34 protein-coding genes are annotated in these 26304 nt (G+C 54.6%); 4 read left to right on the forward strand and 30 right to left on the reverse strand.

The window, feature by feature from the left end:
• Positions 1–1095: 1095 nt before the first annotated feature.
• From HEQ34_RS04695 to HEQ34_RS04705, 3 genes are all read right to left on the reverse strand, one after another.
• Complete coding sequence (locus HEQ34_RS04695) at positions 1096–1353, reverse strand: hypothetical protein (protein ID WP_296198083.1); 258 nt, start codon at positions 1351–1353, stop codon at positions 1096–1098.
• Between the two features lie 225 nt (positions 1354–1578).
• The gene (locus HEQ34_RS04700) at positions 1579–2070 is read right to left on the reverse strand and encodes a DUF2721 domain-containing protein (protein ID WP_296198086.1); all 492 of its coding nucleotides are present in this window, start codon (positions 2068–2070) and stop codon (positions 1579–1581) included.
• Positions 2060–3616, reverse strand: coding sequence for a class I adenylate-forming enzyme family protein (locus tag HEQ34_RS04705; RefSeq protein ID WP_296198089.1), 1557 nt, complete (start codon positions 3614–3616; stop codon positions 2060–2062). Before HEQ34_RS04705 ends, HEQ34_RS04700 begins: the two co-directional genes overlap by 11 nt.
• 193 nt (positions 3617–3809) lie before the next feature.
• Between HEQ34_RS04705 and gyrB the strand changes: the two genes are divergently transcribed.
• Together gyrB and HEQ34_RS04715 are read left to right on the forward strand one after the other, a co-directional pair.
• Positions 3810–6386, forward strand: coding sequence for a DNA topoisomerase (ATP-hydrolyzing) subunit B (gyrB, locus tag HEQ34_RS04710; protein ID WP_296198092.1), 2577 nt, complete (start codon positions 3810–3812; stop codon positions 6384–6386).
• 109 nt (positions 6387–6495) lie between these two features.
• Positions 6496–6861, forward strand: coding sequence for a septal ring lytic transglycosylase RlpA family protein (locus HEQ34_RS04715; protein ID WP_296198094.1), 366 nt, complete (start codon positions 6496–6498; stop codon positions 6859–6861).
• Between the two features lie 10 nt (positions 6862–6871).
• Here the strand turns inward: HEQ34_RS04715 and HEQ34_RS04720 are convergent, their stop codons facing one another.
• On the reverse strand, positions 6872–7594 hold the full coding sequence (locus tag HEQ34_RS04720; protein ID WP_296198096.1) for a folate-binding protein: 723 nt from the start codon (positions 7592–7594) through the stop codon (positions 6872–6874).
• 38 nt (positions 7595–7632) lie between these two features.
• On the opposite strand from HEQ34_RS04720, the gene pyrC reads away from it, so the two are divergent.
• The gene (gene pyrC, locus HEQ34_RS04725; RefSeq protein WP_296198097.1) at positions 7633–8676 is read left to right on the forward strand and encodes a dihydroorotase; all 1044 of its coding nucleotides are present in this window, start codon (positions 7633–7635) and stop codon (positions 8674–8676) included.
• Here the strand turns inward: pyrC and rarD are convergent.
• The 4 genes from rarD to HEQ34_RS04745 all read right to left on the reverse strand — a co-directional run bounded on the left by rarD (position 8673) and on the right by HEQ34_RS04745 (position 12885).
• Positions 8673–9569: an EamA family transporter RarD gene (rarD, locus tag HEQ34_RS04730; protein WP_296198099.1), complete on the reverse strand. Its 897-nt coding sequence runs from the start codon at positions 9567–9569 to the stop codon at positions 8673–8675. The genes pyrC and rarD overlap by 4 nt on opposite strands.
• Positions 9570–9598: 29 nt before the next feature.
• Positions 9599–9820 carry a hypothetical protein gene (locus HEQ34_RS04735; RefSeq protein ID WP_296198102.1) on the reverse strand — a complete coding sequence of 74 codons (222 nt, stop codon included), beginning with the start codon at positions 9818–9820 and terminating at the stop codon, positions 9599–9601.
• A gap of 246 nt (positions 9821–10066) precedes the next feature.
• A complete protein-coding gene (locus HEQ34_RS04740) occupies positions 10067–10636 on the reverse strand; it encodes a hypothetical protein (RefSeq protein WP_296198106.1) in 570 nt (189 codons plus the stop codon).
• 125 nt (positions 10637–10761) lie between these two features.
• Complete coding sequence (locus HEQ34_RS04745) at positions 10762–12885, reverse strand: prolyl oligopeptidase family serine peptidase (protein WP_296198108.1); 2124 nt, start codon at positions 12883–12885, stop codon at positions 10762–10764.
• Between the two features lie 237 nt (positions 12886–13122).
• Here HEQ34_RS04745 and HEQ34_RS04750 point away from each other — a divergent pair, with 237 nt between their 5' ends.
• Positions 13123–13683, forward strand: a complete 561-nt coding sequence (locus HEQ34_RS04750) for a hypothetical protein (RefSeq protein WP_296198110.1) — start codon at positions 13123–13125, stop codon at positions 13681–13683.
• Positions 13684–13747: 64 nt separating this feature from the next.
• Here HEQ34_RS04750 and rplQ read toward each other — a convergent pair whose 3' ends face one another.
• From rplQ to rplP, 22 genes are all read right to left on the reverse strand, one after another.
• Positions 13748–14161, reverse strand: a complete 414-nt coding sequence (gene rplQ / locus HEQ34_RS04755; protein ID WP_296198113.1) for a 50S ribosomal protein L17 — start codon at positions 14159–14161, stop codon at positions 13748–13750.
• A 277-nt stretch (positions 14162–14438) separates the two neighbouring features.
• On the reverse strand, positions 14439–15500 hold the full coding sequence (locus tag HEQ34_RS04760) for a DNA-directed RNA polymerase subunit alpha (RefSeq protein ID WP_296198116.1): 1062 nt from the start codon (positions 15498–15500) through the stop codon (positions 14439–14441).
• Positions 15501–15600: 100 nt separating this feature from the next.
• Positions 15601–15990: a 30S ribosomal protein S11 gene (gene rpsK, locus HEQ34_RS04765; protein ID WP_125229604.1), complete on the reverse strand. Its 390-nt coding sequence runs from the start codon at positions 15988–15990 to the stop codon at positions 15601–15603.
• Between the two features lie 74 nt (positions 15991–16064).
• Positions 16065–16433, reverse strand: coding sequence for a 30S ribosomal protein S13 (gene rpsM, locus HEQ34_RS04770; RefSeq protein WP_125229603.1), 369 nt, complete (start codon positions 16431–16433; stop codon positions 16065–16067).
• A gap of 176 nt (positions 16434–16609) precedes the next feature.
• Positions 16610–17515 carry a 30S ribosomal protein S6--L-glutamate ligase gene (gene rimK, locus HEQ34_RS04775; protein WP_296198123.1) on the reverse strand — a complete coding sequence of 302 codons (906 nt, stop codon included), beginning with the start codon at positions 17513–17515 and terminating at the stop codon, positions 16610–16612.
• Positions 17512–17988 (reverse strand): RimK/LysX family protein, encoded by a 477-nt coding sequence (locus HEQ34_RS04780; RefSeq protein ID WP_296198126.1) that lies wholly within the window; start codon positions 17986–17988, stop codon positions 17512–17514. The genes rimK and HEQ34_RS04780 overlap by 4 nt, the downstream gene beginning before the upstream one ends.
• Positions 17989–18687, reverse strand: a complete 699-nt coding sequence (locus HEQ34_RS04785) for a hypothetical protein (protein ID WP_296198128.1) — start codon at positions 18685–18687, stop codon at positions 17989–17991.
• Positions 18688–18807: 120 nt separating this feature from the next.
• Entirely contained in the window at positions 18808–19452 is a 645-nt protein-coding gene (locus HEQ34_RS04790) for an adenylate kinase (RefSeq protein ID WP_296198130.1), read from the reverse strand.
• A 36-nt stretch (positions 19453–19488) separates the two neighbouring features.
• Entirely contained in the window at positions 19489–20865 is a 1377-nt protein-coding gene (gene secY / locus HEQ34_RS04795; protein ID WP_296198132.1) for a preprotein translocase subunit SecY, read from the reverse strand.
• A gap of 172 nt (positions 20866–21037) precedes the next feature.
• Positions 21038–21574, reverse strand: coding sequence for a 50S ribosomal protein L15 (gene rplO, locus HEQ34_RS04800; RefSeq protein ID WP_296198135.1), 537 nt, complete (start codon positions 21572–21574; stop codon positions 21038–21040).
• A 39-nt stretch (positions 21575–21613) separates the two neighbouring features.
• The gene (gene rpmD / locus HEQ34_RS04805) at positions 21614–21790 is read right to left on the reverse strand and encodes a 50S ribosomal protein L30 (protein WP_125229596.1); all 177 of its coding nucleotides are present in this window, start codon (positions 21788–21790) and stop codon (positions 21614–21616) included.
• Between the two features lie 5 nt (positions 21791–21795).
• Positions 21796–22503, reverse strand: a complete 708-nt coding sequence (rpsE, locus tag HEQ34_RS04810; RefSeq protein ID WP_296198585.1) for a 30S ribosomal protein S5 — start codon at positions 22501–22503, stop codon at positions 21796–21798.
• 2 nt (positions 22504–22505) lie between these two features.
• A complete protein-coding gene (rplR, locus tag HEQ34_RS04815) occupies positions 22506–22859 on the reverse strand; it encodes a 50S ribosomal protein L18 (protein ID WP_183941954.1) in 354 nt (117 codons plus the stop codon).
• Entirely contained in the window at positions 22859–23392 is a 534-nt protein-coding gene (rplF, locus tag HEQ34_RS04820) for a 50S ribosomal protein L6 (protein WP_296198138.1), read from the reverse strand. Before rplF ends, rplR begins: the two co-directional genes overlap by 1 nt.
• Positions 23392–23787, reverse strand: coding sequence for a 30S ribosomal protein S8 (rpsH, locus tag HEQ34_RS04825; protein ID WP_125229593.1), 396 nt, complete (start codon positions 23785–23787; stop codon positions 23392–23394). Before rpsH ends, rplF begins: the two co-directional genes overlap by 1 nt.
• Positions 23788–23798: 11 nt before the next feature.
• Positions 23799–24104: a 30S ribosomal protein S14 gene (gene rpsN, locus HEQ34_RS04830; protein ID WP_183941957.1), complete on the reverse strand. Its 306-nt coding sequence runs from the start codon at positions 24102–24104 to the stop codon at positions 23799–23801.
• The gene (gene rplE, locus HEQ34_RS04835; protein ID WP_296198144.1) at positions 24104–24688 is read right to left on the reverse strand and encodes a 50S ribosomal protein L5; all 585 of its coding nucleotides are present in this window, start codon (positions 24686–24688) and stop codon (positions 24104–24106) included. Before rplE ends, rpsN begins: the two co-directional genes overlap by 1 nt.
• Positions 24681–25001: a 50S ribosomal protein L24 gene (gene rplX / locus HEQ34_RS04840; RefSeq protein ID WP_296198147.1), complete on the reverse strand. Its 321-nt coding sequence runs from the start codon at positions 24999–25001 to the stop codon at positions 24681–24683. Before rplX ends, rplE begins: the two co-directional genes overlap by 8 nt.
• 2 nt (positions 25002–25003) lie before the next feature.
• Entirely contained in the window at positions 25004–25372 is a 369-nt protein-coding gene (gene rplN / locus HEQ34_RS04845; protein ID WP_125229589.1) for a 50S ribosomal protein L14, read from the reverse strand.
• Between the two features lie 4 nt (positions 25373–25376).
• Complete coding sequence (gene rpsQ, locus HEQ34_RS04850; RefSeq protein ID WP_296198152.1) at positions 25377–25643, reverse strand: 30S ribosomal protein S17; 267 nt, start codon at positions 25641–25643, stop codon at positions 25377–25379.
• A gap of 10 nt (positions 25644–25653) precedes the next feature.
• Positions 25654–25863 (reverse strand): 50S ribosomal protein L29, encoded by a 210-nt coding sequence (gene rpmC, locus HEQ34_RS04855; protein ID WP_296198155.1) that lies wholly within the window; start codon positions 25861–25863, stop codon positions 25654–25656.
• Between the two features lies 1 nt (position 25864).
• Positions 25865–26299 carry a 50S ribosomal protein L16 gene (rplP, locus tag HEQ34_RS04860; RefSeq protein WP_158902175.1) on the reverse strand — a complete coding sequence of 145 codons (435 nt, stop codon included), beginning with the start codon at positions 26297–26299 and terminating at the stop codon, positions 25865–25867.
• Positions 26300–26304 lie beyond the last annotated feature (5 nt).

Here is a 26304-nt window from a genome sequence, read left to right on the forward strand (position 1 = left end):
ATGCCCGGTCGAAACCCTGCGCCAATATAATCTCGCACAAAGACGCGAAGATACGAAGAAGGTTTTGGCCCGACCGGCCATAGTATAAAGCTATTTCGGGGATGACGCAGATGTCATCGGGGTTCTAAGTTTACAAACATATACGCAAAACGCGGTATTTCTGTAAACTTACCGCAACGTTGCGACGTTGGCTTACCCGGTCCGAAAGCCGGGGTGAGGTTCAACATATTCAAAGAGCCGGTCCCGCAACAATTGTGGGACTAACGCACAGAATCCCAAAACAAATCCTACATTGCAAGCGAAAGCTATTTCGGGGATGACGCAATTGTCACGGTAATTCTAATTCCTCCCCCACCGGGGGAGGGGGACCGTCGCAGACGGTGGAGGGGCACGTTCAGGGTATCACTACGCCAGAAGGTCAGGATAGCCAGAGCGTGCCCCTCCCCCATGCTTCGCATGGTCCCGCTGTTGCTCCGCAACGCCTACGGCTCCCTTATTCTGGGGAGGATTTGCAACCACCACCCGTCGCCCCAGCGCAGGCTGGGGCCTATCGCGCCTGTCGATCTCGCCAGACACACGTGATAGGCACCAGCCTACGCTGGTGCGACGGTGTTTTTTGCTGAATGGGTTATTCGGCGGATGACGCACCTGCCACCGGAATTCCCTAAATCACCCCTCCCCTTCAGGGGAGGGGAGCGCAGCAGCTCTGTCCCCCGGACAGAGCCAAAAGCCGCGCTGGGTGGGGTCGGTCGGCGTTGCGTAACCCTTTATACCCCACCCCAACCCCGTGGAGGGGGACTGGCCCCTCCACGCCTAAAGGGGAGGGGCTTAATTTCGCAATATGCAACGCAGCAAGATTATTTCGGGGGATGACGCAATTGTCACCGGAATTCGCACCGTAACTCCGAGCGTGCAACAATTTAGTGCACTGTCACCGTAATTCCGTAATTCCGTAATTCCACATGCATATCGAACATTTGATTGATCCACATCCAACATATCTGCTTTCTGAGTTAGTATTTTTAATTGTTGTACATCACATTTAAAACTCAAAATCAGTAACGCAACAGTTGCGGCCTCAAATTCTTCTCCGTCTTACGTAACTTTTGCTTTATTAAAAATATAATTTGTTCCATTCTGTCCAAAACGCCGAAATGTTTCCGCCGGGTTTAGCATAGGTGGACTTGTATTTTTGTATACCTTCACATAAAATTTATAAGAATCCGATAACGTCATTTTATCTGCCATACTAAGCAATTCGTGTCCGTCCTTACCTTCATAAGAAGCTTGATCGCATGAAGATAAAAAAATTAATGATATAACTGACATATAATTTAGAATATTTTTCCGCATGGACGACCTGCTTTCTCATATTCAGATGTAAGATTAAACCGATATTGATCTGCAAATGATTCATGATCCATAGATTTATGAACTCCATTATTATACGTCGATAATGGCTTTTTGAACGGAGTTGCGAGCGCCTGGCCAACATAACTTGGTACTGACAGGTTGGAGTAACCGTGACATTGCACTTAATTCCGATATCTTTGCCATTTTGACGCCGCGAAGGTGGATTTAAATGGTCCTGACCTTAGGTTTTGGGGGCGGTGGTAGTTCGAGATATTCCTCCGGCACATAAATGGCATAGGTCGCCAGCCGGATTTCACCGACAAACTGGAACAGGCAAGCCGATAGTAACGCGAGGGCCAGCATGAACAACGCCACGGCGACCCAAGCAGCGGGCGTGTTGGTGAGCCCTAACACAAACAGCGCGACAATCATGACGCATACCGAAATGGCCGACAGGACCGCAAACAATATCGACGAACCCACGACGCGCATGCGCCTTTCAATGATCCGCAACTCTCGCACGATGCGCTCGTGCGCTATTCCTTCGGTGTTGGGGTATTGGCGTTGCAAATCGCGTGAGCGGTCTACAATGCGCGCCAGTCGGCCAGTCAGAACATTGAGCAGACTGCCTACCGCGACCAGCAGGAACGCTGGCGTCAGTGCCGTCTGCAGAACAGAAATGACAGCGGCAAGATCAGGGCCGAATTCACCTTCCATTTTGCTTCTCTGCCGCCAAAACGCGCAAGTCGGTTTTCAGCAATTTGCCAATATGACTGCGCGGCATTTCGTCAATGGTGTAAAGCACCGAAATCCGCTGCGTCTTGCCAAGCTGCCCGTTCACACGCGCAAGAATGGCGTCAGGCGATGCCGCCGCGTCCGTCAACCGCACAAAGCCAACGGGCGTTTCGCCCCATGTTTCCGAAGGCATGCCAACCACAGCAGCCTCGGTCACTTCGGGCTGCGCCTCCAACAATTCCTCAAGGTCTTTCGGGTAAATGTTGAAGCCACCGGAAATGATCATGTCCTTGGCACGGCCGACAATCGAGACGAAGCCATCCGCGTCAACAATGCCAATATCTCCGGTTTTCAGCCAAATATTGCCATCCTCGTCACGCCACTCCATCTCGCGTGTTTTTTCTGGTTGGTTTTTGTAACCGGACATCATGGTAGGCGACCGGCCGGTAAGCACGCCTTTGGAACCGGCGGGCAGGCGATTGTCATCCTCGTCCAAGACGATCAATTCATGGCCCGTGACTGGCTGCCCCACGGTATGCAGTTTGTTGGGATGGTGATGGGCCTGCAACATGCACACAACACCCCCTTCGGTCATACCGTAAATCTCGACAAGGCCGCCCGGCCAACGCTGAAGCACATCCGCCTTCAACTCCGCAGCAAAAGGCGCGCTGGTGCAGAATTTTACGATGAAGCTGCTGAGATCGTAACGATCAAATTCCGCATGCGTCATCAGCCGCGCATATTGCACTGGCACGAGCATAGTGTGCGTAGTCTGATCGGTCTGCGCATGGTCAAGATAGGCCAGAGCATCAAATTTCTCCATGATCCGGGCAAAACCGCCATGGCAGATCGTTGGCAGAAATACCGCCAATGTCGTGTTCGAATATAATGGCGTCGAGACCAACGACCGCGTGTCGCGGTTATAGATTGACTTGAATCCACCTGCCATTTGGTGCCAGCGCATGCCGTGCGAATGGATAATGCCCTTGGGCGTTCCCGTGGTGCCACTCGAATAAATGATGTTGAACGGATCAGTCGCGGCGGGCGGCGACGCGTCAAAACGCGCGCCTTCCTCTGCCATCCAGTCGGCCAGTGCCGGATGGTCGCCAACGGCATTTTCAAGCATGACAATTTTGACATTGCCCAGCGCGACCCCTTCAAGATCAGCCAGTTTCGCAGCATCGACGAACAAATGCATCGCGCCGGAATCTTTGAACATCGCGGCCAACTGCGCGGGCGTTGCCGATGTGGTCAATGGTGCAGCGCAGCCCCCTGCGCGCACAACGGCAAGATACACCAACGCATAGGGAATATTGCTGGTGCCCAATATGGCAACCGCCTGACCCCGCTGTAGCCCGTCGCGCTGTAGCTGTTCGGCTATCCGCGCTGTTGCTTGCGCAACTTCGCGCCACGTCAGTTCGGAACTGCTATCGGCAAGCGCGCGCGCATCAGGCTTTTCTTCGCCCCAAGCGCCAATGAGCGCGCCGAAATCACCAAATGATTTTTCCAGTTCGCCATCTATAAACATGTAAAATCCCGTCTCCCGTTCGCCGGTTGATCTGCAGACTTAGCGCGATATACAAAAGTTGCATTGCCTAATTTTCGAAAGCAACGCCGGGGTTAAGATTTCTGGTATCGCCAACCACAAAAGACTGTGGAAAAACCTCGATTTTAGGGCGCTTTTCCTTGGGTTTCTTGGGCTTTGGGCCTACAGTGCTCCGATGACTGAAGAAACAACGGAAACCCCGCAATTTAACCCCTCTGCGGACAGCGCAGCCAACCCCAATCAGAATGAATATGGTGCAGACAGCATCAAGGTTCTGAAGGGCCTCGACGCGGTTCGTAAGCGCCCCGGCATGTATATTGGCGACACGGATGACGGCAGCGGCCTGCACCACATGGTGTTCGAAGTTTCCGACAATGCGATTGACGAGGCGCTGGCGGGACATTGCGACCTTGTGCTGATCGAACTGAACCCTGATGGTTCGGTTTCTGTCGAAGATAATGGCCGCGGCATTCCAACCGGCATGCACAAGGAAGAAGGCGTTTCGGCGGCTGAAGTCATCATGACCCAGCTGCACGCTGGCGGAAAATTTGAGAACACGTCCGATGACAATGCTTATAAGGTGTCGGGCGGATTGCATGGCGTTGGTGTGTCGGTGGTGAACGCACTGTCCGAGTTTTTGGAACTCATCATCTGGCGCGAAGGCAAAGAGCATTGGATGCGTTTTGAGCATGGCGATGCCGTTGGTCCCTTGGTTGTACGCGGGGACGCGCCTATGGTAAATGGTAAGCCCAAAAAGGGCACGCGCGTGACCTTCATGGCGTCCACCAACACGTTCAAAAACGTGCTGGAATTTGACTTTGATAAGCTTGAGCATCGCTACCGCGAACTGGCGTTCTTGAACTCCGGCGTGCGCATATTGCTGCGCGACAACCGGCATTCCGATGTCAAAGAACATGATCTTTATTATGAAGGTGGCATTGGTGCGTTCGTAAAATATCTGGATCGCAACAAGGCGGCATTGCTGGCCGACCCCATCACGATCACGTCAAACCGCGACGGCATTGGTATTGACGTCGCGTTAGAGTGGAACGACAGCTATTACGAAAACGTATTGTGCTTCACCAATAACATTCCGCAGCGTGACGGCGGCACCCATTTGGCGGCGTTCCGTTCTGCGCTCACGCGCACCTTGAACAACTATGCCGAGAAATCGGGTGTGTTAAAGAAAGAGAAAGTCACGCTGACCGGCGATGACATGCGTGAAGGGCTAACGGCCATTGTCTCGGTTAAGCTGCCTGATCCCAAATTCTCATCACAAACAAAGGACAAGCTGGTCTCCTCCGAAGTGCGCCAGCCGATGGAAAGCCTGATGGCAGACCGGATGAGTGAGTGGCTGGAAGAAAATCCCGGCCATGCGCGCACCGTCATTCAAAAAGTAATCGACGCCGCAGCCGCCCGCGAGGCTGCGCGCAAAGCACGTGAAGCAAGCCGTAAATCGGTGATGAGCGTTGCATCCCTGCCCGGCAAGCTTGCCGATTGTCAGGAGAAGGATCCTGCCAAGTCCGAACTGTTCCTGGTCGAGGGTGACTCGGCAGGCGGATCAGCCAAGCAAGGCCGCGATCGCCATTACCAAGCGATTTTGCCGCTGAAGGGTAAGATCCTGAACGTGGAACGCGCCCGCTTTGACCGGATGCTGTCCTCAAAGGAAGTTGGCACGCTGATTCAAGCCATGGGCACAGGCATTGGACGCGAAGATTTCAACATTGAGAAATTGCGTTATCACAAGATCGTTATCATGACCGACGCTGACGTTGACGGTTCGCATATTCGCACATTGTTGCTCACATTTTTCTACCGCCAGATGCCAGAAATCATTGAAAACGGGCATCTTTTCATTGCGCAGCCGCCTTTATACAAGGTCGCAAAGGGCCGCAGCGAAATATATGTGAAGGACGACAAGGCACTGGATGACCATCTGGCCGAACTTGGCCTGAACGGCGTTGTGTTAGAAGGCGCAGGCGGGCAACGCGCCGGCGCTGATCTCGGCGCATTGGTCGACCACGCACGCCGTATGCGCAGCCTGATGGCCTTTGTCCCGCGCCGTTATGACCCTACAATTGTCGAGGCCATGGCGCTCACGGGCGCGCTGGACCCCGAAGCCACCGATCGCACCGCCGCCGTTGCAAAGGCGGCTGCTTGGATGGCTGCGCAAGATGTGGAGGGTAAATGGTCGGGCCGCGTGTCAGAAGATGGCGGCTATCATTTCGAACGCCTCTGGCGCGGGGTGACTGATCATCACATCATTGAGGCCGCATTCCTGATGTCTGCCGAAGCCCGCAAGCTGCACAAATTGGCAAGCGAAGAGACCGCCAGCTATGAAACCCCAGCGCGGCTCGTTAAAGTCTCCGCCGCTGCTGCCGAGGCGATAGACGAGGTCGAGAGCGATGAAGAGGCTGGCGACGCAGTTGGCGATCAAGCGAAGCGCGCAACCACTGCGGTGAGCGTCGGTAACAAGGGCGCAATTACGCGTCCGTCAGAATTGCTGGAGGCGATATTGATTGCCGGCCGCAAAGGACTATCGATTTCGCGGTATAAGGGTCTTGGCGAAATGAATGCCGAACAATTGTGGGAAACCACGCTTGACCCCGATCATCGCTCATTGCTGCGCGTGGAGATTGATCAGGCCGACCTTGCCGACGACATTTTCACGAAACTGATGGGTGAAGTGGTGGAACCACGGCGTGATTTCATTGTCGAAAACGCGCTCAATGTCGCCAATCTGGACGTTTAGGGTCAGGACCTGGGTTTTCGGATAATCGCAGCTTTTGGGCAACATATCGCTCGGTCGTTGGCGTGATGAAAAGCTTTGTATATATGCTTTCCCTTATTGGGGAGGCATTATGCACAGACGCGGTTTTTTCATGATGGCATGTCTGGCATTGCCCGTGTTGGCGCAGGCTGGCGATAGTCGGGTCGAAATCGGCACTGGCATGGCCAGCTATTATGGCGCCGAACTGGGCGGAAGCCGCACGGCGAGCGGCGAGCGTTTTGACCCTGCCGCCATGACCGCTGCCCATCGCACCTTGTCGTTCGGCAGCCGCGTTGCCGTTACAAACTTGGCCAATGGTCAGGAAGTCGTTGTCCGTATCAACGACCGCGGCCCCTGGGGTAAGTCACGCATCGTGGACGTGTCCTACGCTGCAGCCAAGCAACTTGGCATGCACCGCACCGGCACTGCTAAAGTGAAGCTTGAACTGCTGGATTAAGGTCTGGACCCTAAACAATCGCAGCGCGCTGCCATTCGGGTAGTTTCAGCGTTTTCATATCGTCCACACGGCGTAACTCCACCGACAGGCCAAGTTCCGGATAGGCGCAGCGTTGACGGCTGATATCGGCCTGTTCCAACGGCACGACCACCAGCCGCCGATTAACCTTTTGCCGCCAGTTCATGCGCGCAGTGTTTTCCTGCCCGACATAGCATCCTTTGTTAAACGATACGCCATTAAGCTCTGCGGCGTTGACCTCAAGCCATAAGCTTTGCTCGCTTCCAAGCTCTGCTACCCCTTCAGTAATGCCCAATGCCAGCCGATGCGCGCGATATTCGGCGCTGACGTCCACATCATCTGCTGCGGGTGTGCCAATCCACCGTTCGCCCATATTGGGATGACGCGGGTCACCGATGCCATCTGCATTCCAAAAGACCGCGCAGGCCGGATCAATTGCAATCGCAATCTTGCGCCGTAACCGGTAGATCGAAAGCCGCCGAACAAGCGCTTCTGCCTGCGTGCTCTCACAATCGATGAGCACATCCTTGCCATCCGCCCATAACAGAAAATCGAACAACGCCTTGCCTTGGGGGCTCAACAGTCCTGCCCATAAGGGCATCATAGCTGCGGTATCCTGCGTCACAAGCCCTTGCAGGAATTGCCGCACATCTTCACCAGCTTCGGTGGGGGACAAACGGACGACATGACGGTCATATAGACGGGTGTTTCGCATAGGTGACAGATAGGGGGACGAACGCTTAAAGGGAAGTGATGACCGACCAAATGATTCTATCCATCCGCCGCCCCGATGACTGGCACGTCCATTTGCGCGATAATGCCGTGATGCGTAGCGTGGTGCCTTATACCGCAGCGCAATTTGCGCGCGCTATTGTCATGCCCAATCTGTCTCCGCCGGTAACGACGGTGGAAGCGGGCGCAGCCTATCGCGAACGCATTTTGGCCGCTGTGCCCCAAGGGGTCAGCTTTACGCCTTTGATAACGGCCTATCTGACCGACGCGTCGGACGGCGAAGAACTGGCGCGTGGCTTTACCGAAGGCGTGTTTACCGCCGCGAAATTATACCCCGCCCATGCAACGACCGGAAGCGCGCATGGCGTAACCAACGTCGCCAACATCATGCCCGCGCTTGAACATATGGCGCGCATTGGCATGCCATTACTGATTCATGGCGAAGTCACCGATTCACATGTCGACATATTCGACCGGGAGGCGGTGTTCATCGAACGAACCCTGTCAAAGCTCGTGCGCGACTTGCCAGAGCTGCGCGTCGTTTTTGAACATATCACCACGGCAGATGCGGTCGCCTTTGTCGATGATGCCAGCGATAACATCGCCGCCACGATCACGCCGCAGCATTTGCACATCAATCGCAACGCCATGTTCGAAGGTGGCATCCGCCCGCATGCGTATTGCCTGCCAGTGGCGAAGCGCGAAGTGCACAGGCTTGCCCTGCGCAAGGCCGCGACATCAGGCAGCGCCAAATATTTCCTTGGCACCGACAGCGCGCCGCATGACAAATCCGCCAAGGAAAGCGCCTGCGGCTGCGCCGGAATATTCAACGCGCCATTCGCAATGGAAAGCTATGCCGCAGTTTTTGAAGAAGAGGGCGCGCTGGACAGGCTTGAAGCCTTCGCTTCTGAAAACGGCCCGCGTTTCTACCGCATGCCGCCGAATGAAGATCGCGTGACTTTGGAGCGTGTTGACACACCAGTCCCCAGTTTGCTTGCGTTGGATGGCGTTTCGGTTGTGCCCTTTCACGCGGGAGAAACTTTGCGCTGGCGATTTACAGCTTAAATTTTCGCCGCCCGATAGGTTTTGATCGCATCCGCGCAAAATATCGCGATACTGATCCAGATCAATATGAAGCATGCCAGCTTGGTCGTGCTCAACGGCTCGCCATAGGCATAGACACCCAATAAAAACGCAATTGACGGCGCGATATACTGGACGAAGCCAAGGCTGGCATAACTCATCCGCCGCGCCGCCGTTGCAAACATCAACAGCGGGATTGCCGTGACTGCGCCTGCCAGGATCAACAGCCCGGATGTGGTAAAATCATCGCCGAACCCGCCAGTGCCAGCCTGCGCATACCAGAACACCGCGCCAAGCGATAAGGGCGCGAGCAACGTCGTTTCAATGGCGAGACCAGGTACAGAGCCAACGGGCGTTATTTTACGGATAAGGCCGTACAGGCCAAAGCTGAAGGCCAAGGATACCGAGACCCATAATGTGTCGAGCGCATCGCCGATGAGGATGGCAACGCCAATGGCGGCGACCGCAACAGCGACCATTTGCAGCGGACGAAGCCGCTCACCCAGAAACAGTCGCCCGAGAAGCACGTTCACCAAGGGATTAAGATAATAACCCAGGCTGGCGGCCAATATGTGGTCGGTGGAAACAGCCCAAATATATATGAGCCAATTGATCGCAATCAGCGTCGCCGAGGCGAGCAGGTTGCGTAAGTGCGCCTTGTGCCGGAAAATAGCGCCATATTCGTGCAACTGATTGCGAAACGCCATGATGACCAGCAGCAAGGGGATCGACCATAAGATCCGCTGCGCCACGATGGCTATTGGCGGCACATGGCTCAAAAGCTTAAAATATACAGGCACGAAGCCCCAGATCAGATAGGCCGATATCGCATAAGGCAGGCCGCTGGGCTGCTCGGTTTTTTTATCATCCGCCATGTTTTAAAATCCCCGCCCTCAATTGAGGGTCAGATGATCCCGCCGCCAATCCAGAGGCGAAGGGCGCAAATCGCCATGACCAGCAGACAAAAATTACGGCCGCCATTTTTCTCCGAGATAAGACCGAACACCACCCCAACGCCGGCGATCAAGATGATGAACCAGTTCAGCCATCCCAGCAACGGGATGAACCCGATGAAAGCCAGAATAAGGGCAATGAGCCCCAGCAGGATCGCGATGATGTTTGCCATGTGCCGACTGTGGCGCGTTTTGGGATGCGTGGCAAGCAAAGGCCGTCGCCACATACTTAATCGCGACAGCAAAATATGAAGGTGACAAGAGGCTCAGCCTGATTACAAGCCAAGCCTCTTTGCCTTCATGCGTTTCTAGGGTCAGGACCACTTAAATCCACCTTCGCGGCGTCAAAATGGCAAAGATATCGAAGGAAAATGGCCTCAAACCGCGAAGGTGGATTTAAGTGGTCCTAACCCCAGGCGTTAGCGCCATTGGTCGAGGCCTCTATAGTCGATATCCACAACACGGCCCTGCTCGACCGTGCATGTGAACCGTCCCTTGTTATATCCGCGCCCATACGCATTGGCGTCGTAGCGGTTATAGCGGTCGTTGCCATAGGCATTGTAGCCGCGACCGCCATCTTGGACGACAACATTGCCTTTCACGCGATAGCCATAACGTGTGCGCTGAATGTCACGGATTTGCGTGACTTCCGAACGGCTATAGCCATTTGCCCAGCGTTCAACATTATTAACGCATTGGTTGACCGCATTACGGCTATTTCCGCTGCGATAGGCATTGCCGCGATAGGCATTGGGATAGCCAGCACGATTATAGTCATAATTGCCACCATCATTATAACGGTCGTTATTGCCAGCGGAGAGCAAAGCGGCCAAACCACCGAGCACAACTGCTCCGGCAATAATCTCTCCAGCGCTGATTCCGTCACGATGACGGTCATAGCGATCCTGCGCTTGAGCGGGGGCACCCACGCTAACCAAAACTGCCGCAGCAGCTCCGGCTCCAAGCAAGCTTTTGGTTATGTATTTCATCTTCATTCTCCTGGTCGGGCGCAGTCATTTCTGGCCGATGGAGACGAAGTAGCCGATTCGGTTTGACCGGATGCTGAATTGACTTGTCAGCATCCGTTCATCAAAATCAACATTTTTATGAACAATTATGCGGTCAGCTTCAGACCCGTCCATTTTGCGAGGAATGCATAAATGTCCGAATATTCGTCGATCACCTTGTCTGTTGGCTTGCCCGACCCGTGGCCCGCACGGCTTTCGATACGGATGATCTTTGGCTTGCTTCCGGTCTCTGCGGCTTGCAGCGCAGAGATATATTTGAAGCTGTGCCCCGGCACGACGCGATCATCGGTGTCGGCGGTCGAGACGATGACAGCGGGATATTCGACGCCCGATTTGATGTTGTGATAGGGCGAATAAGTCATCTGCATTTTGAAATCGGCTTCCTTGCTGGGATAGCCATAATCGTCGACCCAGTAACGACCGGCGGTAAACCGGTCAAAGCGAACCATGTCCATGACACCCACGGCGGCATGTCCCGCCGCAAATAGATCGGGCCGCTGGTTCAGCGATGCACCGACCAGCAAGCCACCATTGGAGCGGCCTTCGATTGCAATCTTGCCCTTGGCCGAAATGCCGCTGGCGATCAGATATTCCGCCGCTGCTGCAAAATCGTCAAAGACATTTTGCTTGTTCATCAGGCGGCCTGCATCATGCCAGGGCTTGCCATATTCCCCGCCGCCACGAATGTTTGCGAGTGCAAATACGCCGCCAGACTGGAGCCATGCCATCCGCGTTGCCGAATATGTCGGTGTCTGCGAAATGTTGAACCCGCCATAAGAATATAACAATGTCGGCGCGCCTTGGGACAGGTCAAGGTCCTTCTTATGCACGATGAACATCGGAATCTTCGTGCCGTCCTTTGATGGGTAAAATATTTGGGAAACGGAGAAATCTTGCGGGTTGAAGCTCAACTTCGGTTGCGCAAATGGTGCCGATGTCCCGCTGTTGCTGTCAAATCGGTAGACGGCGCCCGGCTGATTAAAGCTGGAGAAGCCATAAAATGTTTCCGCGTCGCCTGGTGTGCCGGAAAAGCCGCTAGCCGTACCAATCGCGTTCAGTTCGATTTCCTGAACAGGCTGCCCTGTAAGGTCCGTCATCAGTGCCATCGATTTGGCGTCCTTGATGTACGACAAGATCATACGATTGCCAACGATTTGCACCCGCGATAGCGTTTCTGCGCGCTCCGGAATAACGTCGGTAAATACGGGCGTGTTCGCTCCAAGGTCGACGCGCACAACCTTAAGCTTTGGCGCATCCTTGTTGGTGGTGAACCACAATATGTTGCCCATGCCTTCGATAAGGCCCCAGTCATGATCGAGTCCCTTGACCAAAGGCTGCGCCTTCCAAGTGGGGTTTTTCCCAAGCGGCATCACGTGCAGCTCATATTTCTCATCCGTGCCCGACGAGGTGGTAATTACCACCCATTTGCCGTCATGCGTCACCTGCGCGCTGTGCCCATATTCGGGCTTTTCGGGCGTTGCGTAAATCGCTTTGTCTTCCGACTGTGGGGTGCCAATTTTGTGAAAATAAACCGTCTGATTGTAATTCAACTGCTGAAACGCCGCGCCTTCTTGTGGTTCTGCGAAACGCGAATAGAGAAATCCTTCATTACCAACCCAGCTGATATTCGTGAATTTGGCCCATTTGATTTCGTCGGCCAGAACTTTGCCAGTCGCGGTATCCAGCACCTTGATTGTGCGCCAGTCGGAACCGCCGTCCTGAATGGCATAAGCGAGCAGCTTGCCATTTTTCGAGGGCACCCAGTCATCCAGCGCCGTCGCGCCATCCTTTGCCCAGCCATTCGGGTCAAGCAACACGCGGTCAGCACCCCTGAGGCCTTTGCGCACATATAAAACCGACTGGTTTTGCAACCCGTCATTTTTGTTAAAGAAATAATAGCCACCCGCCTTTTCAGGCAGGCCAAAGCGTTCATAATCGAACAGCTTCTTCATCCGGTCGGCAAGAATTTTCTTGCCCGGTAAAGTCTCCAGATAAGCGTCGGTGACGGCATTTTGTGATTTTACCCAATTGGCGACTTCGGCATTGACGCGAACATCATCCTCAAGCCAGCGATAGGGGTCTGCCACCTTTACGCCGAACTGTTCATCAACGACGTTGACGGTCTTGGTCTTCGGATAGGTCAACTCGGCAGTGACGTCGGCGGTTGCCGCGCCCTTGGCTATAGCCACTGAAGAAATTGGCGTCATCATGACCGCAGCCCCAAGCAAAAATACACTTCGCATAATTTCATTTCCCCAACTCTCGGATATCGTTTGTTAGAACTATAGCGTCGGGCGATGAACGCCAACCATTTCACGTGTCGTCCACCAGCTTAAATTGCGTCTTCGTCGAAATCATTCGGTTAGTTGACGTTCTGTCGATACAATCGCGATGGTCAAGCGCGCCACAAACAGCATCCCCCATACGACCGCCGAAAGGGACATGTTATGAATATTACCAGCGAACAACCTCAGCGTCGACGTCTGAATCCCTGGCGCGTCATTGGCTGGGGCGGCGCCATTGCGCTGATCCTTGCGCCGTTGGTCGCGATGCAGTTCACCAACGAAGTCGATTGGGACGAAACCGACTTCATTGTCGCAACGATCATCTTTGGAATCGTCGGCGGCCTCATCGAACTTGCCGTGCGCTTATCATCCAATTGGTATTTCCGTATCGGGGCGATGTTCGCAGTGCTCGCCGGGTTAATGGTCGTTTGGGCCAATTTAGCCGTTGGCATGATTGGCAATGAAGACAACCCCGTGAATCTATGGTTCGGCGCTGTTCTGTTTATTGCCATTGTGGGCAGCATCGCCTCCCATTTTCGCGCCAGCATCTTGGCCCCAGCCATGTTCCTTGCCGGCACATTACAAATCGCCATTGGCACCTTTGCCGGGATATTGGGGACTGATATGCGCGGCGGGAGATTTACGATCATCCTCTCGGTGACATGGTTCATCGCAAGCTTGTTATTCTGGTGCGCGCGTCAAAGCCGGAACGCCAAAGCTTAAACCAAAGAAAAAGGGCGGCACCCTCTCGGATACCGCCCTTTCAAATTTCTACGGTGACGCGAGCTTACTCGCTGTCGTCCATCACTTCAACCGGACCGCTGTCTTGGCCCTTGGCATCGACATTGCGGTCAACAAGCTCAATAACGCCCATTGGTGCCGCGTCCGAACCACGGAAGCCAGCCTTGATCACGCGGCTGTAACCACCGCTACGGTCGGCGTAGCGTGTTGCCAGCTCGTCAAACAATTTCACCAACTGCGTGTCGTCCATCAAACGGCTCATCGCGAGGCGACGGTTGGACAGGCCACCCTTTTTCGCAAGCGTGATCAGCTTTTCGATATAGGGACGCAGTTCCTTCGCCTTTGGCAAAGTCGTCTTGATTTGTTCGTGCTTGATCAGCGACGCTGCCATGTTGCGAAGCATCGCGGTACGGTGCGACGTGGTACGCTGCAGCTTACGGTGGCCAACTTTATGGCGCATATTTCATTCCTTTCTTGCCGACCCTTCCGGGCAGGAAACCGGTTCCCACTTTCCTTGAAGGGATCGGTCGTTCGTAGGGGGGCCGTATCAGGTACCCCGATCCTGGCCCGCTTGAGGGGGAAGCCTTTGCCCTTTATTGCCTCGCCCCTTTAGGGGACAGGCAGCGAGACTTGCGCGTGTAGCGCTAGTCGCAGCGGTGTGGGGCGTTGGAGCGCAGCAATACGCCGACAAGCCCCACCCCAACCCCTCCCCTAAAAGGAAGGGGCTTGAGTAGGATTTAGCCCAAAAGCTCTTGTTCGAGCTTCTTGGCCATTTCTTCGATATTTTCTGGCGGCCATCCGGGAATGTCCATGCCAAGGCGTAGGCCCATCGATGACAATACTTCCTTAATCTCGTTCAGCGACTTGCGGCCGAAATTAGGTGTGCGCAACATTTCGGCTTCGCTTTTCTGAACAAGGTCGCCAATGTAGATGATATTGTCGTTCTTGAGGCAGTTTGCGCTGCGCACGGACAGTTCCAACTCATCGACCTTCTTGAGAAGGTAACGGTTAAGCTGGTTAGCATCGGATTCTTCGGAAGAAGCCGAAGGTGCAGCCATGCCGATCATCGGCGACGACGCGGCCATCGAATCTTCGAAGTGTACGAACACTTGCAACTGATCCTGAAGGATGCGGGCGGCATAAGCCACAGCGTCTTCTGGCGTTACGGTACCATCGGTTTCAATGGTCAGCGAAAGCTTGTCATAGTCCAATTCTTGCCCGATGCGGGCGTTGTCGACCTTATACGCAACCTGACGCACCGGTGAATACAGGCTGTCAACCGGGATCAATCCGATTGGTGCATCTGCGGGACGGTTGGCGACTGCAGGAACATAGCCCTTGCCGCTGTCGGCAGTGATTTCCATGTTCAACGTGGCGCCATCATCCAAATGGCAGATGATGAGGTCAGGGTTCATCACTTGGATGTCGCCCGATACCGCAATATCGCCAGCGGTTACAGCGCCAGGGCCAGTGGCCGAAAGCTGAAGACGCTTGGGGCCTTCGCCTTCCATCTTCAACGCGACCTGTTTGATATTCAAAACAATGTCCGTGACATCTTCGCGCACGCCAGCAAGCGACGAGAATTCGTGCAAAACATTCTCGATCTTGATCGACGTGATCGCTGCGCCCTGCAACGATGAAAGCAATACGCGACGCAGCGCGTTGCCGAGCGTCAAGCCAAAGCCACGCTCAAGCGGCTCAGCAACAAATACGGCCTTACGCTTCGCATCGCTACCTGACTTGAGTTCAAGTGCGTTGGGCTTTTTCAGTTCCTGCCAGTTCTTGATATTGACGGACATGGATTTCCCCTTGGGTTTTGCAAAACCGGCAGTTTGGTGCACCGTGCCGGGTCGCGGGTAAAAGAAGGAACGACTGAACAGCCGCCCCTGAAACGAATACTTAGACGCGCCGACGCTTGGAAGGACGAACGCCATTGTGCGGGATCGATGTCACGTCGCGAATCGAGGTGATGGTGAAACCCACCGCCTGCAAAGCGCGCAGCGCGGATTCACGACCCGAACCCGGCCCCTTCACTTCGACTTCCAACGTGCGAACGCCATGTTCAGCAGCTTTCTTGCCGGCATCTTCTGCGGCAACCTGCGCTGCGTAAGGGGTCGACTTGCGGCTGCCCTTGAAACCCATGGTCCCTGCCGAAGACCAGCTGATCGCGTTGCCTTGGGCATCGGTGATCGTGATCATCGTGTTGTTAAAGCTGGCATTGACGTGCGCGACGCCTGCCGAGATATTTTTGCGCTCCCGCTTTTTAATGCGCTGTGGTTCGCGTGCCATATTGAAATCCTAATCTTACAAAAACCGTTGTGTGCCTCCGGCGGAGAAATAAAATTCAGTCCCCCGGACTGTTTTTATTTCTTCTTGCCCGCGATTGCCTTGGACTTGCCCTTACGGGTGCGCGCATTGGTATGCGTGCGCTGACCACGGACGGGAAGGCCCTTACGATGGCGAAGGCCACGGTAGCAGGCGAGATCCATCAAACGCTTGATGTTCATCGATGTGTTACGGCGAAGATCGCCTTCTACGGTGTAGCCCGCATCGATAGTTTCGCGGATTTGCAGAACTTCGGCATCCGAAAGATCCTGCACACGACGGCTATGATCAATTCCCAGCTTAGTCGCGATTTCGACGGCTTTGGTGCGGCCGATACCGTGAATGTAGGTAAGCGCAATGATCACGCGCTTGTTGGTTGGAATGTTAACTCCGGCAATACGTGCCAATTTATTTACTCCTGCTCCACAGGTGCCCCCGAAAGGACAAACCCTATCTCAACGCTGATGATATCCCGAAACGCACAAAACCAGCCGACGCATAAATGCGCTGCTGGCTGTACCAGAGGTTCGGAATTAGCCGCGCCTTACGGTGAGTCGCGCCGACTGTCAAGGCCAGAGGCGCGCTATCCCTTGCCTTTGGTCTTGGTTTTGCCATCGCTGGCATTTTCTTCGATGAACTCGATGATCTTGCCTGCAATATCCTTACCACTGGCCTTTTCAATGCCCTCGAGTCCCGGCGAGCTGTTTACTTCCATGATAACCGGGCCGTGATTGGATCGGAGCATATCGACGCCTGCGACATTCAGGCCCATTGCCCGCGCGGCGCGGACGGCGGTTGACCGCTCCTCAGGCGTAATCTTGATTGATGAAGCGGTACCGCCGCGATGCAGGTTTGACCGAAAATCGCCCTCGGCGCCCTGACGCTGCATGGAAGCGACGACCTTGTTGCCAATCACAAAGCAACGGATGTCGGTGGCATTGGCCTCTTTGATAAATTCCTGAACCAGGATGTTAACATTTGCACCGCGAAACGCCTCGATAACCGACCGCGCCGATTTCTCGGTTTCGCCCAAGACCACGCCAATGCCTTGCGTGCCTTCAAGCAATTTTATGACGACGGGCGCACCGCCCACCATCTGGATCACTTCGTCGGTCTGGCGCGGGTCATGGGCAAAGGCGGTCACAGGCAGGCCAAGCCCCTTGCGCGCCAAAATCTGTAATGACCGCAATTTGTCCCGCGAACGGCCAATGGCAACACTTTCATTCAGCGACCACACATTCATCATTTCGAACTGGCGCAAAACGGCAAGTCCATAAAAGGTAATGGACGCGCCGATACGCGGGATGACCGCGTCATATTTGCCAAGTTTTGCGCCCTGATAATAAGCTTCGGGCCGATGTGAGGTGATATTCATCGTCACCCGTAAGGTGTTTAAGATGTCGATCTCGTGGCCGCGCGCTTGCGCCGCTTCAACAAGACGTTGGTGGGAATACAGATTGGCATTTCTTGCCAGCATTGCGATTTTCATGTGCCTATGCTTCCTTCATTGGCGGGTTTTCCCAACACCCACCGCCGCCCGCTGTTCACGAGAAAGCCGCGCCTTAACGCCCGCCGACCAATTAGCAAGGGAAAGGCCATTGATCGTCGGTTCGCCAAGGTGAGCTGCCCGTTCCAGCACAGTTTACCAAAACAAAATTGCGCGGAGATGACATAGCGGTCTTGTCGTTCACCGTTGGATGACCGCACCATGCGGCGGTCAATAACGGGGGCTTCATACCGCTGGGGTTTTTCACCCGCATTCAGCCGGAACCAGAATTCGACATAAGGTTTGCCGTCGCGCAAAATGGGCTTAATCCGCGTTGCGTGAATCGAAGATGTCGCAGCACCGGTGTCCATTTTAGCATGCACTTGTGACAGGCCAAGACTTGGCACATCAACCATCTCGCACCAGCCTATTTCGATTTTGTTGCCGGATTTCGGACTACGTCCCCCCGTCCGCAATTAACTTTTCCCCGTTTGAGGCGACTCACTTGCGGAGACATCTTCGTCAGGCTTCGCAGTGCTGACTTCAGACGCTTCGTCAGAGGCTGCCTCCTCAATCGTCTCAATATCGAGCTTGAAGCTATCTACCTTTGGTATTTCCGTCCCTGCGGGAGCGAAGGGCAACAGCATGTTTTTAAACTGCTCGCCCAGCACCTTATCAACAGCAGGTGCGATTTCCGATACTTTGTAGCGCATGTAACCACCCACGACATAGGAAAAGCTAACGCGCGTAGCCGCATTGTCCTTAGCAGGCTCCATAGCAACGGTGAGCGTACCAATCACAGCCTCCGACTGCAGCGGACCGAGCGCGCCTTGCATGCGCAATACTTTGCCCGGCTGCACAAATATAACACGCATATGCTCGACGCTACCGACGGTCTTTAACTTGCCATTTTCGTCGGCCTCCTGAAACAGCTCGCAAAAACAACCATTAGCTTGTGCATCAATATAAAAACCCGCACTTGACCCCGACCAGCTATGCGCCTTGTTCCAATAGTCCTTCGGTGAAAGGAGGCGTTTCCAGATTTCCGCAGGCGTCGCGTTCACGGTCGCAATATGAACCGAGTTAAAGCCCGTATCTGACGCAGCTTTAACGTCAGCGAAGGCTGGAGAGGACATTGCCGCGAGAAGGGCGGCGGGAAAGAGAACGCTTTTCATGCGAAAGGTCTAGCCCCGATTCTATGGAAATAAAAGTCTCGTTCATTTTGGGTATAATTGCCAATTCCGACTGTACTGCGTGAACGCCCGGGGGCCCTGCTGACACAGAGATGACGGGGGTCAGTCGATAATAGCGTCGATGGCGTCGGTCACGTCCTCAATCGATGCCATGCCATCAACCCGACTGACCAGGCCACGTGCGTCGTACAGAGGTAAAATCGGTTCGGTCTTTGCACGATATTCCGCCATGCGGGTCCGCACTGTTTCCTCATTGTCATCTGGACGGCGCTTGAATTCATGCGCACCGCATTTGTCGCAGGTGCCCGCAACGACCGGTTGCTTGAAAACGTCATGATAGCCATCGCCACAATTCGCGCAGGTGTAGCGGCCAACCACGCGTTCAACCAACGCATCTTCGTCAACGACGAGTTCAACAACATGGTCAAGCGTCCGGTTGCGCGCCGAAAGCAAACCATCCAATAACGCTACTTGCGGCGCAGTGCGCGGATATCCGTCGAAGATGAGGCCCTTATCGGCGGGAATGGCGTCCATATGTTCGCCAAGGATTTCCGCCATCAACTCGTCGGGAAACAATTTCCCGGCCTTCATAATTTCATCCGCCATTTTGCCGACATCCGAACCAGCCTTAACCGCCGCACGCAGGATGTCGCCCGTCGACAATTGGACCATGCCATATTTCTCTACAAGAAAGGCAGCCTGTGTGCCCTTACCTGCGCCAGGAGGCCCCAAAAGGATGATATTCATGAAACGTTTCCCCGATTCGTTTCGATGTCGCACCGTTTAGCGGGCGCGTCCACCCTTCAGCTTCGCCTTTTTCAGCAGGTCACCATATTGATGCGCGAGCAAATGGCTCTGTATCTGCGAGATCGTGTCGATGGTGACATTCACCAGAATAAGAAGACTGGTTCCGCCAATGGCAAAGAATTGCTGCTGCCCCGTCTGTGCCATCACATAATCCGGCAGCAAACAAACCAATGTCAGATAGGCTGCGCCAAGCACCGTGATACGCGTGAGCACATAATCCAGATAAGATTCGGTGTTTTTACCAGGGCGGATACCGGGGATGAAGCCACCGGCCTTTTTAAGATTCTCCGACGTCTCTTCCGGATTGAACACCACCGCAGTGTAGAAAAAACAGAAGAAGATGATGCCAAGGCCATATAGCAGCAGATAGACAGGTTGCCCATGGGCCAGATATTGGTTCAGCGAAATCACGAAGTCACCCATGGCGCTTTCGCCCGCAACCTTGTTACCCCCCAATTGCGTGATCGTAATCGGCAAGAGCAGCAGCGACGAAGCGAAGATGGGCGGAATAACGCCGGCTGTATTGATTTTCAAAGGAAGGTGGCTGCGGTCCGCCTGCATCATACCGCGCTGCGTTGCGCGCTTGGGATATTGAATAAGTACCCGGCGTTGGCCACGCTCCATGAAGCAGATCAACAGCGTCAGGCTTACGAACATCGCGAGGAACCCGACAATGATGAACCCGCTGATCGATCCTGTACGGCCGCCTTCCAGCAATTGCGCAAACAAACGCGGCATTTGCGCGACGATACCCGCCATGATGATGAGCGAAATGCCGTTCCCAATACCCCGCGACGTGATTTGTTCACCCAGCCACATGAGGAACATAGTGCCGCCGATAAGGCTGATGGTTGCGACAATGCGGAACATCAGGCCGGGTTCGACCACGGCGCCAATGCCATTGGCGGCCGCAAGGCTTTCGAGACCGGCGGCAAGGAAATAGCCCTGCACCGCGGTCAGGAACACTGTGCCATAACGCGTATATTGGTTCAGCTTCTTGCGCCCGCTCTCGCCTTCTTTCTTGATTGCGGCAAGCGTCGGCGACAATGATGCCGCAAGCTGCACCACAATCGAAGCGGTGATATAAGGCATAACGCCAAGCGCGATGAGGCTCATCCGCTCAAGGCTACCGCCTGAGAAGGTGTTGAAAATGTCGAGAACGCCACCAGCGGCATTATTGGCATATAAAGCCGCTTGGGCGACAGGATCGACGCCAGGCAATGGCACGAAGCTTAATAAACGGAATATGATGAGCGCGCCTATGGTAAACCAAATGCGGTTCTTCAGCTCTGTTGCCTGCCCGAACTTCGATAGATTGAGGTTCGAGGCCATTTGGTCGGCCCTAGATGCCATGATATTCGTTCCTTGGTTCCGGATTGACGCCGAACGCAATTTGCGTGCGCATCGGCTTAATCCCAAATATTACGCCTGACTGTATCCGGACGGCCCCCAGAAATGTCAAACCCCGCCTGCCCATATCGGGAAGCGGGGCTGGCATGACAAGAGCGAAGTCGTCGCCTTAGTCTTATTTCTTAGCCGCAGCTTCTTTAGCGGCGTTCTTGACGGAAGATTTCTTTGCAGCCGCCTTTTCCGCAGCCGAAACCTTGGTCAGAACATCAACCTTGCCGCCTGCCTTTTCAACAGCTTCAATCGCTGCCTTTGACGCGCCAGCTACCGAGAAGTTTACCTTGGCGGTCAGTTCACCCTTTGCGAGCAGACGAACGCCATCTTTACCGCCACGCGCAAGGCCAGCGGCCTTCAATGCAGCATGGTCAACAACAGCCTTGATGTCGATTTTCTTGGCGTCGATGAACTTCTGAATCATACCCAGATTTACTTCGGCATGGTCCTTGGCGAAGATATTGTTAAAGCCGCGCTTTGGAATACGCATGTGAAGTGGCATCTGACCGCCTTCAAATCCGTTGATTGAAACACCCGAACGGCTGGTCTGACCCTTTTGGCCGCGGCCTGAGGTTTTGCCCTTGCCTGAACCGATACCACGGCCAACGCGCATCCGACGATGGCGTGCGCCTTCGTTATCTTTAATGTCATTCAATTTCATGTCGTGCACTCGCTTTCGCTTTAATTCGCGCTAATGTTATCAGTCCTGAATTTGGACCATATGACGAACTGTGCGGATCATTCCGCGCACTTCGGCAGTGTCTTCGATTTCGACAACGCGGTTCATCTTGTCAAGGCCAAGGCCTTTCAAAGTTGCGCGCTGCGAAGCGGGACGACGGATCGGCGAACCGGTCTGCTTAATCTTAATCTTCGCCATATCGATTACTCCGCAATAGCTTCTGCGTCGGCTTCAGCAGTTTTGCTGCCACCGCGACCAAGAAGGTCGGCGATTTTCTTACCGCGACGCTGCGCTACCGACTTGGGGCTCGTCTGTTCAGACAAAGCCGCAAAAGTAGCACGGATCATGTTATATGGGTTCGACGTGCCGACCGACTTGGTCACAACGTCCGCAACACCAAGGCTTTCGAAGACGGCACGCATTGGGCCACCTGCGATGATGCCGGTACCCGCAGGTGCCGAACGCAATGTCACCTTGCCCGCGCCGAAATGACCCTTGCCGTCATGGTGCAAGGTGCGGCCATCTTTCAATGCAACGCGGATCATCGATTTCTTCGCAGCAGCGGTTGCCTTGTTAATGGCTTCTGGCACTTCGCGCGCCTTGCCATGTCCAAAGCCTACGCGACCCTGGCCATCGCCCACAACTACCAGTGCAGCAAAACCAAAGCGCTTACCGCCCTTAACTGTTTTCGAAACGCGGTTGATGTGGACGAGCTTCTCGATCGTGCCATCATCTTCTTCCTGAGCTGGACGACGATCGTTGTTGTTACGACCACGGCCACCGCCGCTACCGCCACCACGATTGTCACCGCCGCCACGACCGCCGCGACCGCGACGCTGGCCTTCAGGAGCGGCTGATTCAGGTGCTGCACCATCAGTGACGGGTGCAGTGCTTTCAGTGTTTTCAGCCATCATTAGAACTCCAATCCGCCTTCGCGCGCTGCATCTGCAAGCGCTTTGACGCGACCGTGAAACAGGAACCCGCCACGATCAAATACCACGCTGGAAATGCCAGCCTTCTTGGCAGCTTCGGCTACCCGCTTGCCAACGTCTGCAGCAGCTTCGGTTGTCGAGCCGTTCTTCGCCTTCACGTCCTTGTCGAGGGTCGAAGCGGACGCAATGGTCGCACCCTTCGAATCGTCAATGACTTGCGCGTAGATGTGACGGCCAGTGCGGTGCACGGAAAGACGCGGACGTCCAGCAACCTGCGCCCGCAACTTGGAGCGAACGCGCTGACGGCGACGTGCAAAGAGAGACAGTTTTGCCATTATTTCTTCTTCCCTTCCTTGCGGAAGATATATTCGCCGCGGTACTTGATGCCCTTGCCCTTATAAGGCTCTGGCTTCCTCCAGCGGCGAATTTCGGCAGCAACCTGCCCAACCTTCTGCTTGTCGATACCTGAAATTTCCACCGTGGTGTTATCAGGCGTCTTGATTTCGATGCCGTCCGGGATCGCGAAGTCAACATCATGGCTGTAGCCAAGTTGCAACTTCAACATCTTGCCCTGGCTGTTGGCACGATAACCAACGCCGGTGATTTCAAGCACCTTGGTAAAGCCCTCAGTCACACCGGTGACCAAATTCTGCACCAGCGTCCGCTGCATGCCCCAAAAGGCGCGTGCCGCTTTGCTGCCATTCGCAGGCTTCACCAAGAGACCATCATCCTGCATCTCGTAGGAGATCAGGTCGCTCATCGGCATTTTCAGTTCGCCCTTCGGCCCTTTGACCGACAGCGTGCCCGCTTCCATGCTGGCAGTAACGCCCGCAGGAATGGGGACAGGTTTCTTACCAATGCGGCTCATTAGAATACCTCCGCCAGGATTTCGCCGCCGACATTCTGTGCACGCGCTTCGGCGTCCGACAGAACGCCCTTGGGCGTCGAAACGATGGTGATACCAAGGCCGTTACGGATAACCGGAAGCTCTTGGCTTCCTGAATATACGCGGCGACCTGGCTTTGAAACACGGGCGACATGCTGAATTGCAGGCGCGCCTTCGAAATATTTCAGCTCAATGCGGATGCCCTTATGTGCACCCAAGGCTTCTTCGCTGTAACCACGAATATAGCCTTCACGCTGCAACACATCGAGGACGCGGGTCCGCAGGCTGGACGCTGGCGAGACTACAGAGTCTTTCTTCGCCCGCTGGCCGTTGCGGATACGGGTGAGCATATCACCCAAAGGATCGGTCATTGCCATCTATCTTATCCTTACCAGCTCGACTTCGTAACGCCCGGGATCATGCCCTTATTGGCAAGATTACGCAGTTCGATACGGTTCAGCTTGAATTTACGGTATACGCCGCGAGGACGCCCGGTGGTTTCGCAACGGTTGCGCACGCGGTGCGGGTTACCATTACGAGGAATTTCAGCCATTTTCAGGCGAGCGATCAAACGCTCGCTATCATCAAGCGACTGGTCTTTCGCCATCGCCTTAAGCTTCGCGTAGCGACCGGCATATTTCTTAGCCAGCTTCTTACGACGCTCGTTCTTGTTTATGGAGCTCAGTTTAGCCATTATGCAGCCGCCTTTTCATCAGCTTCTTCTACTGGGAACGGGAAGCCGAACAGCTTAAGCAGTTCGCGCGCCTCGTCATCCGAGTTTGCCGAAGTCGTTACGATCACATCCATTCCGCGCACCACGTCGATGGCGTCATAGCTGATTTCTGGGAAAATGATCTGTTCCTTAAGACCCATGGCGAAGTTGCCACGACCATCAAAGCTCTTTGGATTCAGACCGCGGAAATCGCGAATACGTGGCATCGCGATCGTAACCAAACGGTCAAGGAATTCATACATCTGGGCACCGCGCAGCGTTACTTTCACGCCGATTGGCATGCCTTCACGCAGCTTAAAACCAGCGATCGACTTCTTCGCCTTGGTGACGACCGGCTTTTGACCAGCAATCAGTTCCATTTCGGCCAGAGCGGTCGTAACCTTCTTTTTGTCCTGCGACCCTTCGCCCACACCCATGTTGAGCGTGATCTTCTCGATCTTTGGAACAGCAAAGCGGTTAGCATAACCGAACTTTTCAGTCAGACCCTTTACAACGGTTTCGTCGTAAAGCTTCTTCATGCGAGGCGTGTATTTAGTATCAGCCACTGATCGTCTCCCCGGACTTCACGGCCACACGGACCTTCTTGCCGTCCTTGGTTTCCACGCGAACGCGTGTTGCCTTGCCGGTCTTGGGATCCGCCAATGCCACATTTGAAATGTGCAGCGGAGCTTCGAAGCGGTCGAGACCGCCCTGCGGGTTAGCCTGCGAAGCTTTCCGGTGACGCACAGCGATGTTGACGCCAGAAACGACGACTTTGCTGTCCTTAGGCATCACGGCGGTTACTTCGCCAGATTTGCCCTTGTCTTTACCGGCAAGCACGACGACCGTGTCACCCTTTTTGATTTTTGCCAGAGCCATTATTATAGCACCTCCGGTGCCAAGCTGATGATTTTCATGTGGTTCTTGGCACGCAGTTCGCGAACAACTGGTCCGAAAATACGTGTGCCAATCGGCTCCTTATTGTTACCGATAAGCACAGCAGCGTTAGAGTCGAAGCGAATGACCGAGCCATCGGCACGGCGGATGTCTTTGCGGGTGCGAACGATAACGGCCTTATGCACGTCACCCTTCTTAACCTTACCACGCGGCGCAGCTTCCTTGATCGACACCACGATGATGTCGCCAACGCCAGCCACGCGACGCTTGGAACCGCCAAGCACCTTAATGCACTGAACGCGCTTTGCGCCGCTGTTGTCCGCAACATCGAGGTTGGATTGCATCTGAATCATGGGATCAATCCTCCGTTGTTGCTGCGACCGGGGCTACAGCGGCATCAGCCACCAAGCGCCAGGTCTTGTTCTTGGAAATCGGCGCACACTCTTCGATGCGGACGACCTGCCCCTCTTTGACGACGTTGTTTTCGTCATGGGCGTGATACTTCTTTGTGCGACGGATGATCTTGCCGTAAAGCGGGTGCTTCACTTTGCGCTCGACCAGAACGACAATTGTCTTGTCATTCTTGTCGGAGACCACGGTCCCGGTGAGAATACGTTTTGGCATGGGTAGCTCCTTATGCCGTCTTTGCGGCGGCGCGCTGGCGCTCACCCTGCAGGGTTTTGATGCGGGCGATGTCACGACGCACTTCACGCACACGTGCCGGCTTTTCCATCTGGCCAGTGGCCGATTGGAAACGCAGGTTAAACGCTTCGCGCTTCAATTCGCCGAGCTGAACAGCAAGCTGATCGTCGCTCCTGACGCGGAGATCTTCGGTTTTGCTCATCTTATGATGCTCCCAGATGCGAGGTGTCGCCGAGACGCGCCACGACCTTGGTCTTGATTGGCAGTTTCATGGCTGCACGCTGAAATGCGACAGCTGCGATTGGACCAGGAACACCGTCGAGTTCAAACATGATGCGGCCAGGTTTAACCTTGGCTGCCCAATATTCGACCGAACCCTTGCCCTTACCCTGACGAACTTCGGCAGGCTTTTTCGTGACTGGCACGTCCGGAAAGATGCGGATCCACAAACGTCCCTGACGCTTGATATGACGCGTAATCGCGCGGCGGGCCGCTTCGATCTGACGTGCAGTAATCCGCTCTGGCTCAAGCGCCTTCAGGCCGTAAGAACCGAAGTTCAGGTCAGACCCGCCCTTGGCTTCGCCCTTGATACGTCCCTTAAACTGCTTACGGAACTTTGTTTTCTTTGGTTGCAACATGTCTA

Source organism: Sphingorhabdus sp. (assembly GCF_023910635.1).
GTDB lineage: Bacteria > Pseudomonadota > Alphaproteobacteria > Sphingomonadales > Sphingomonadaceae > Sphingorhabdus_B.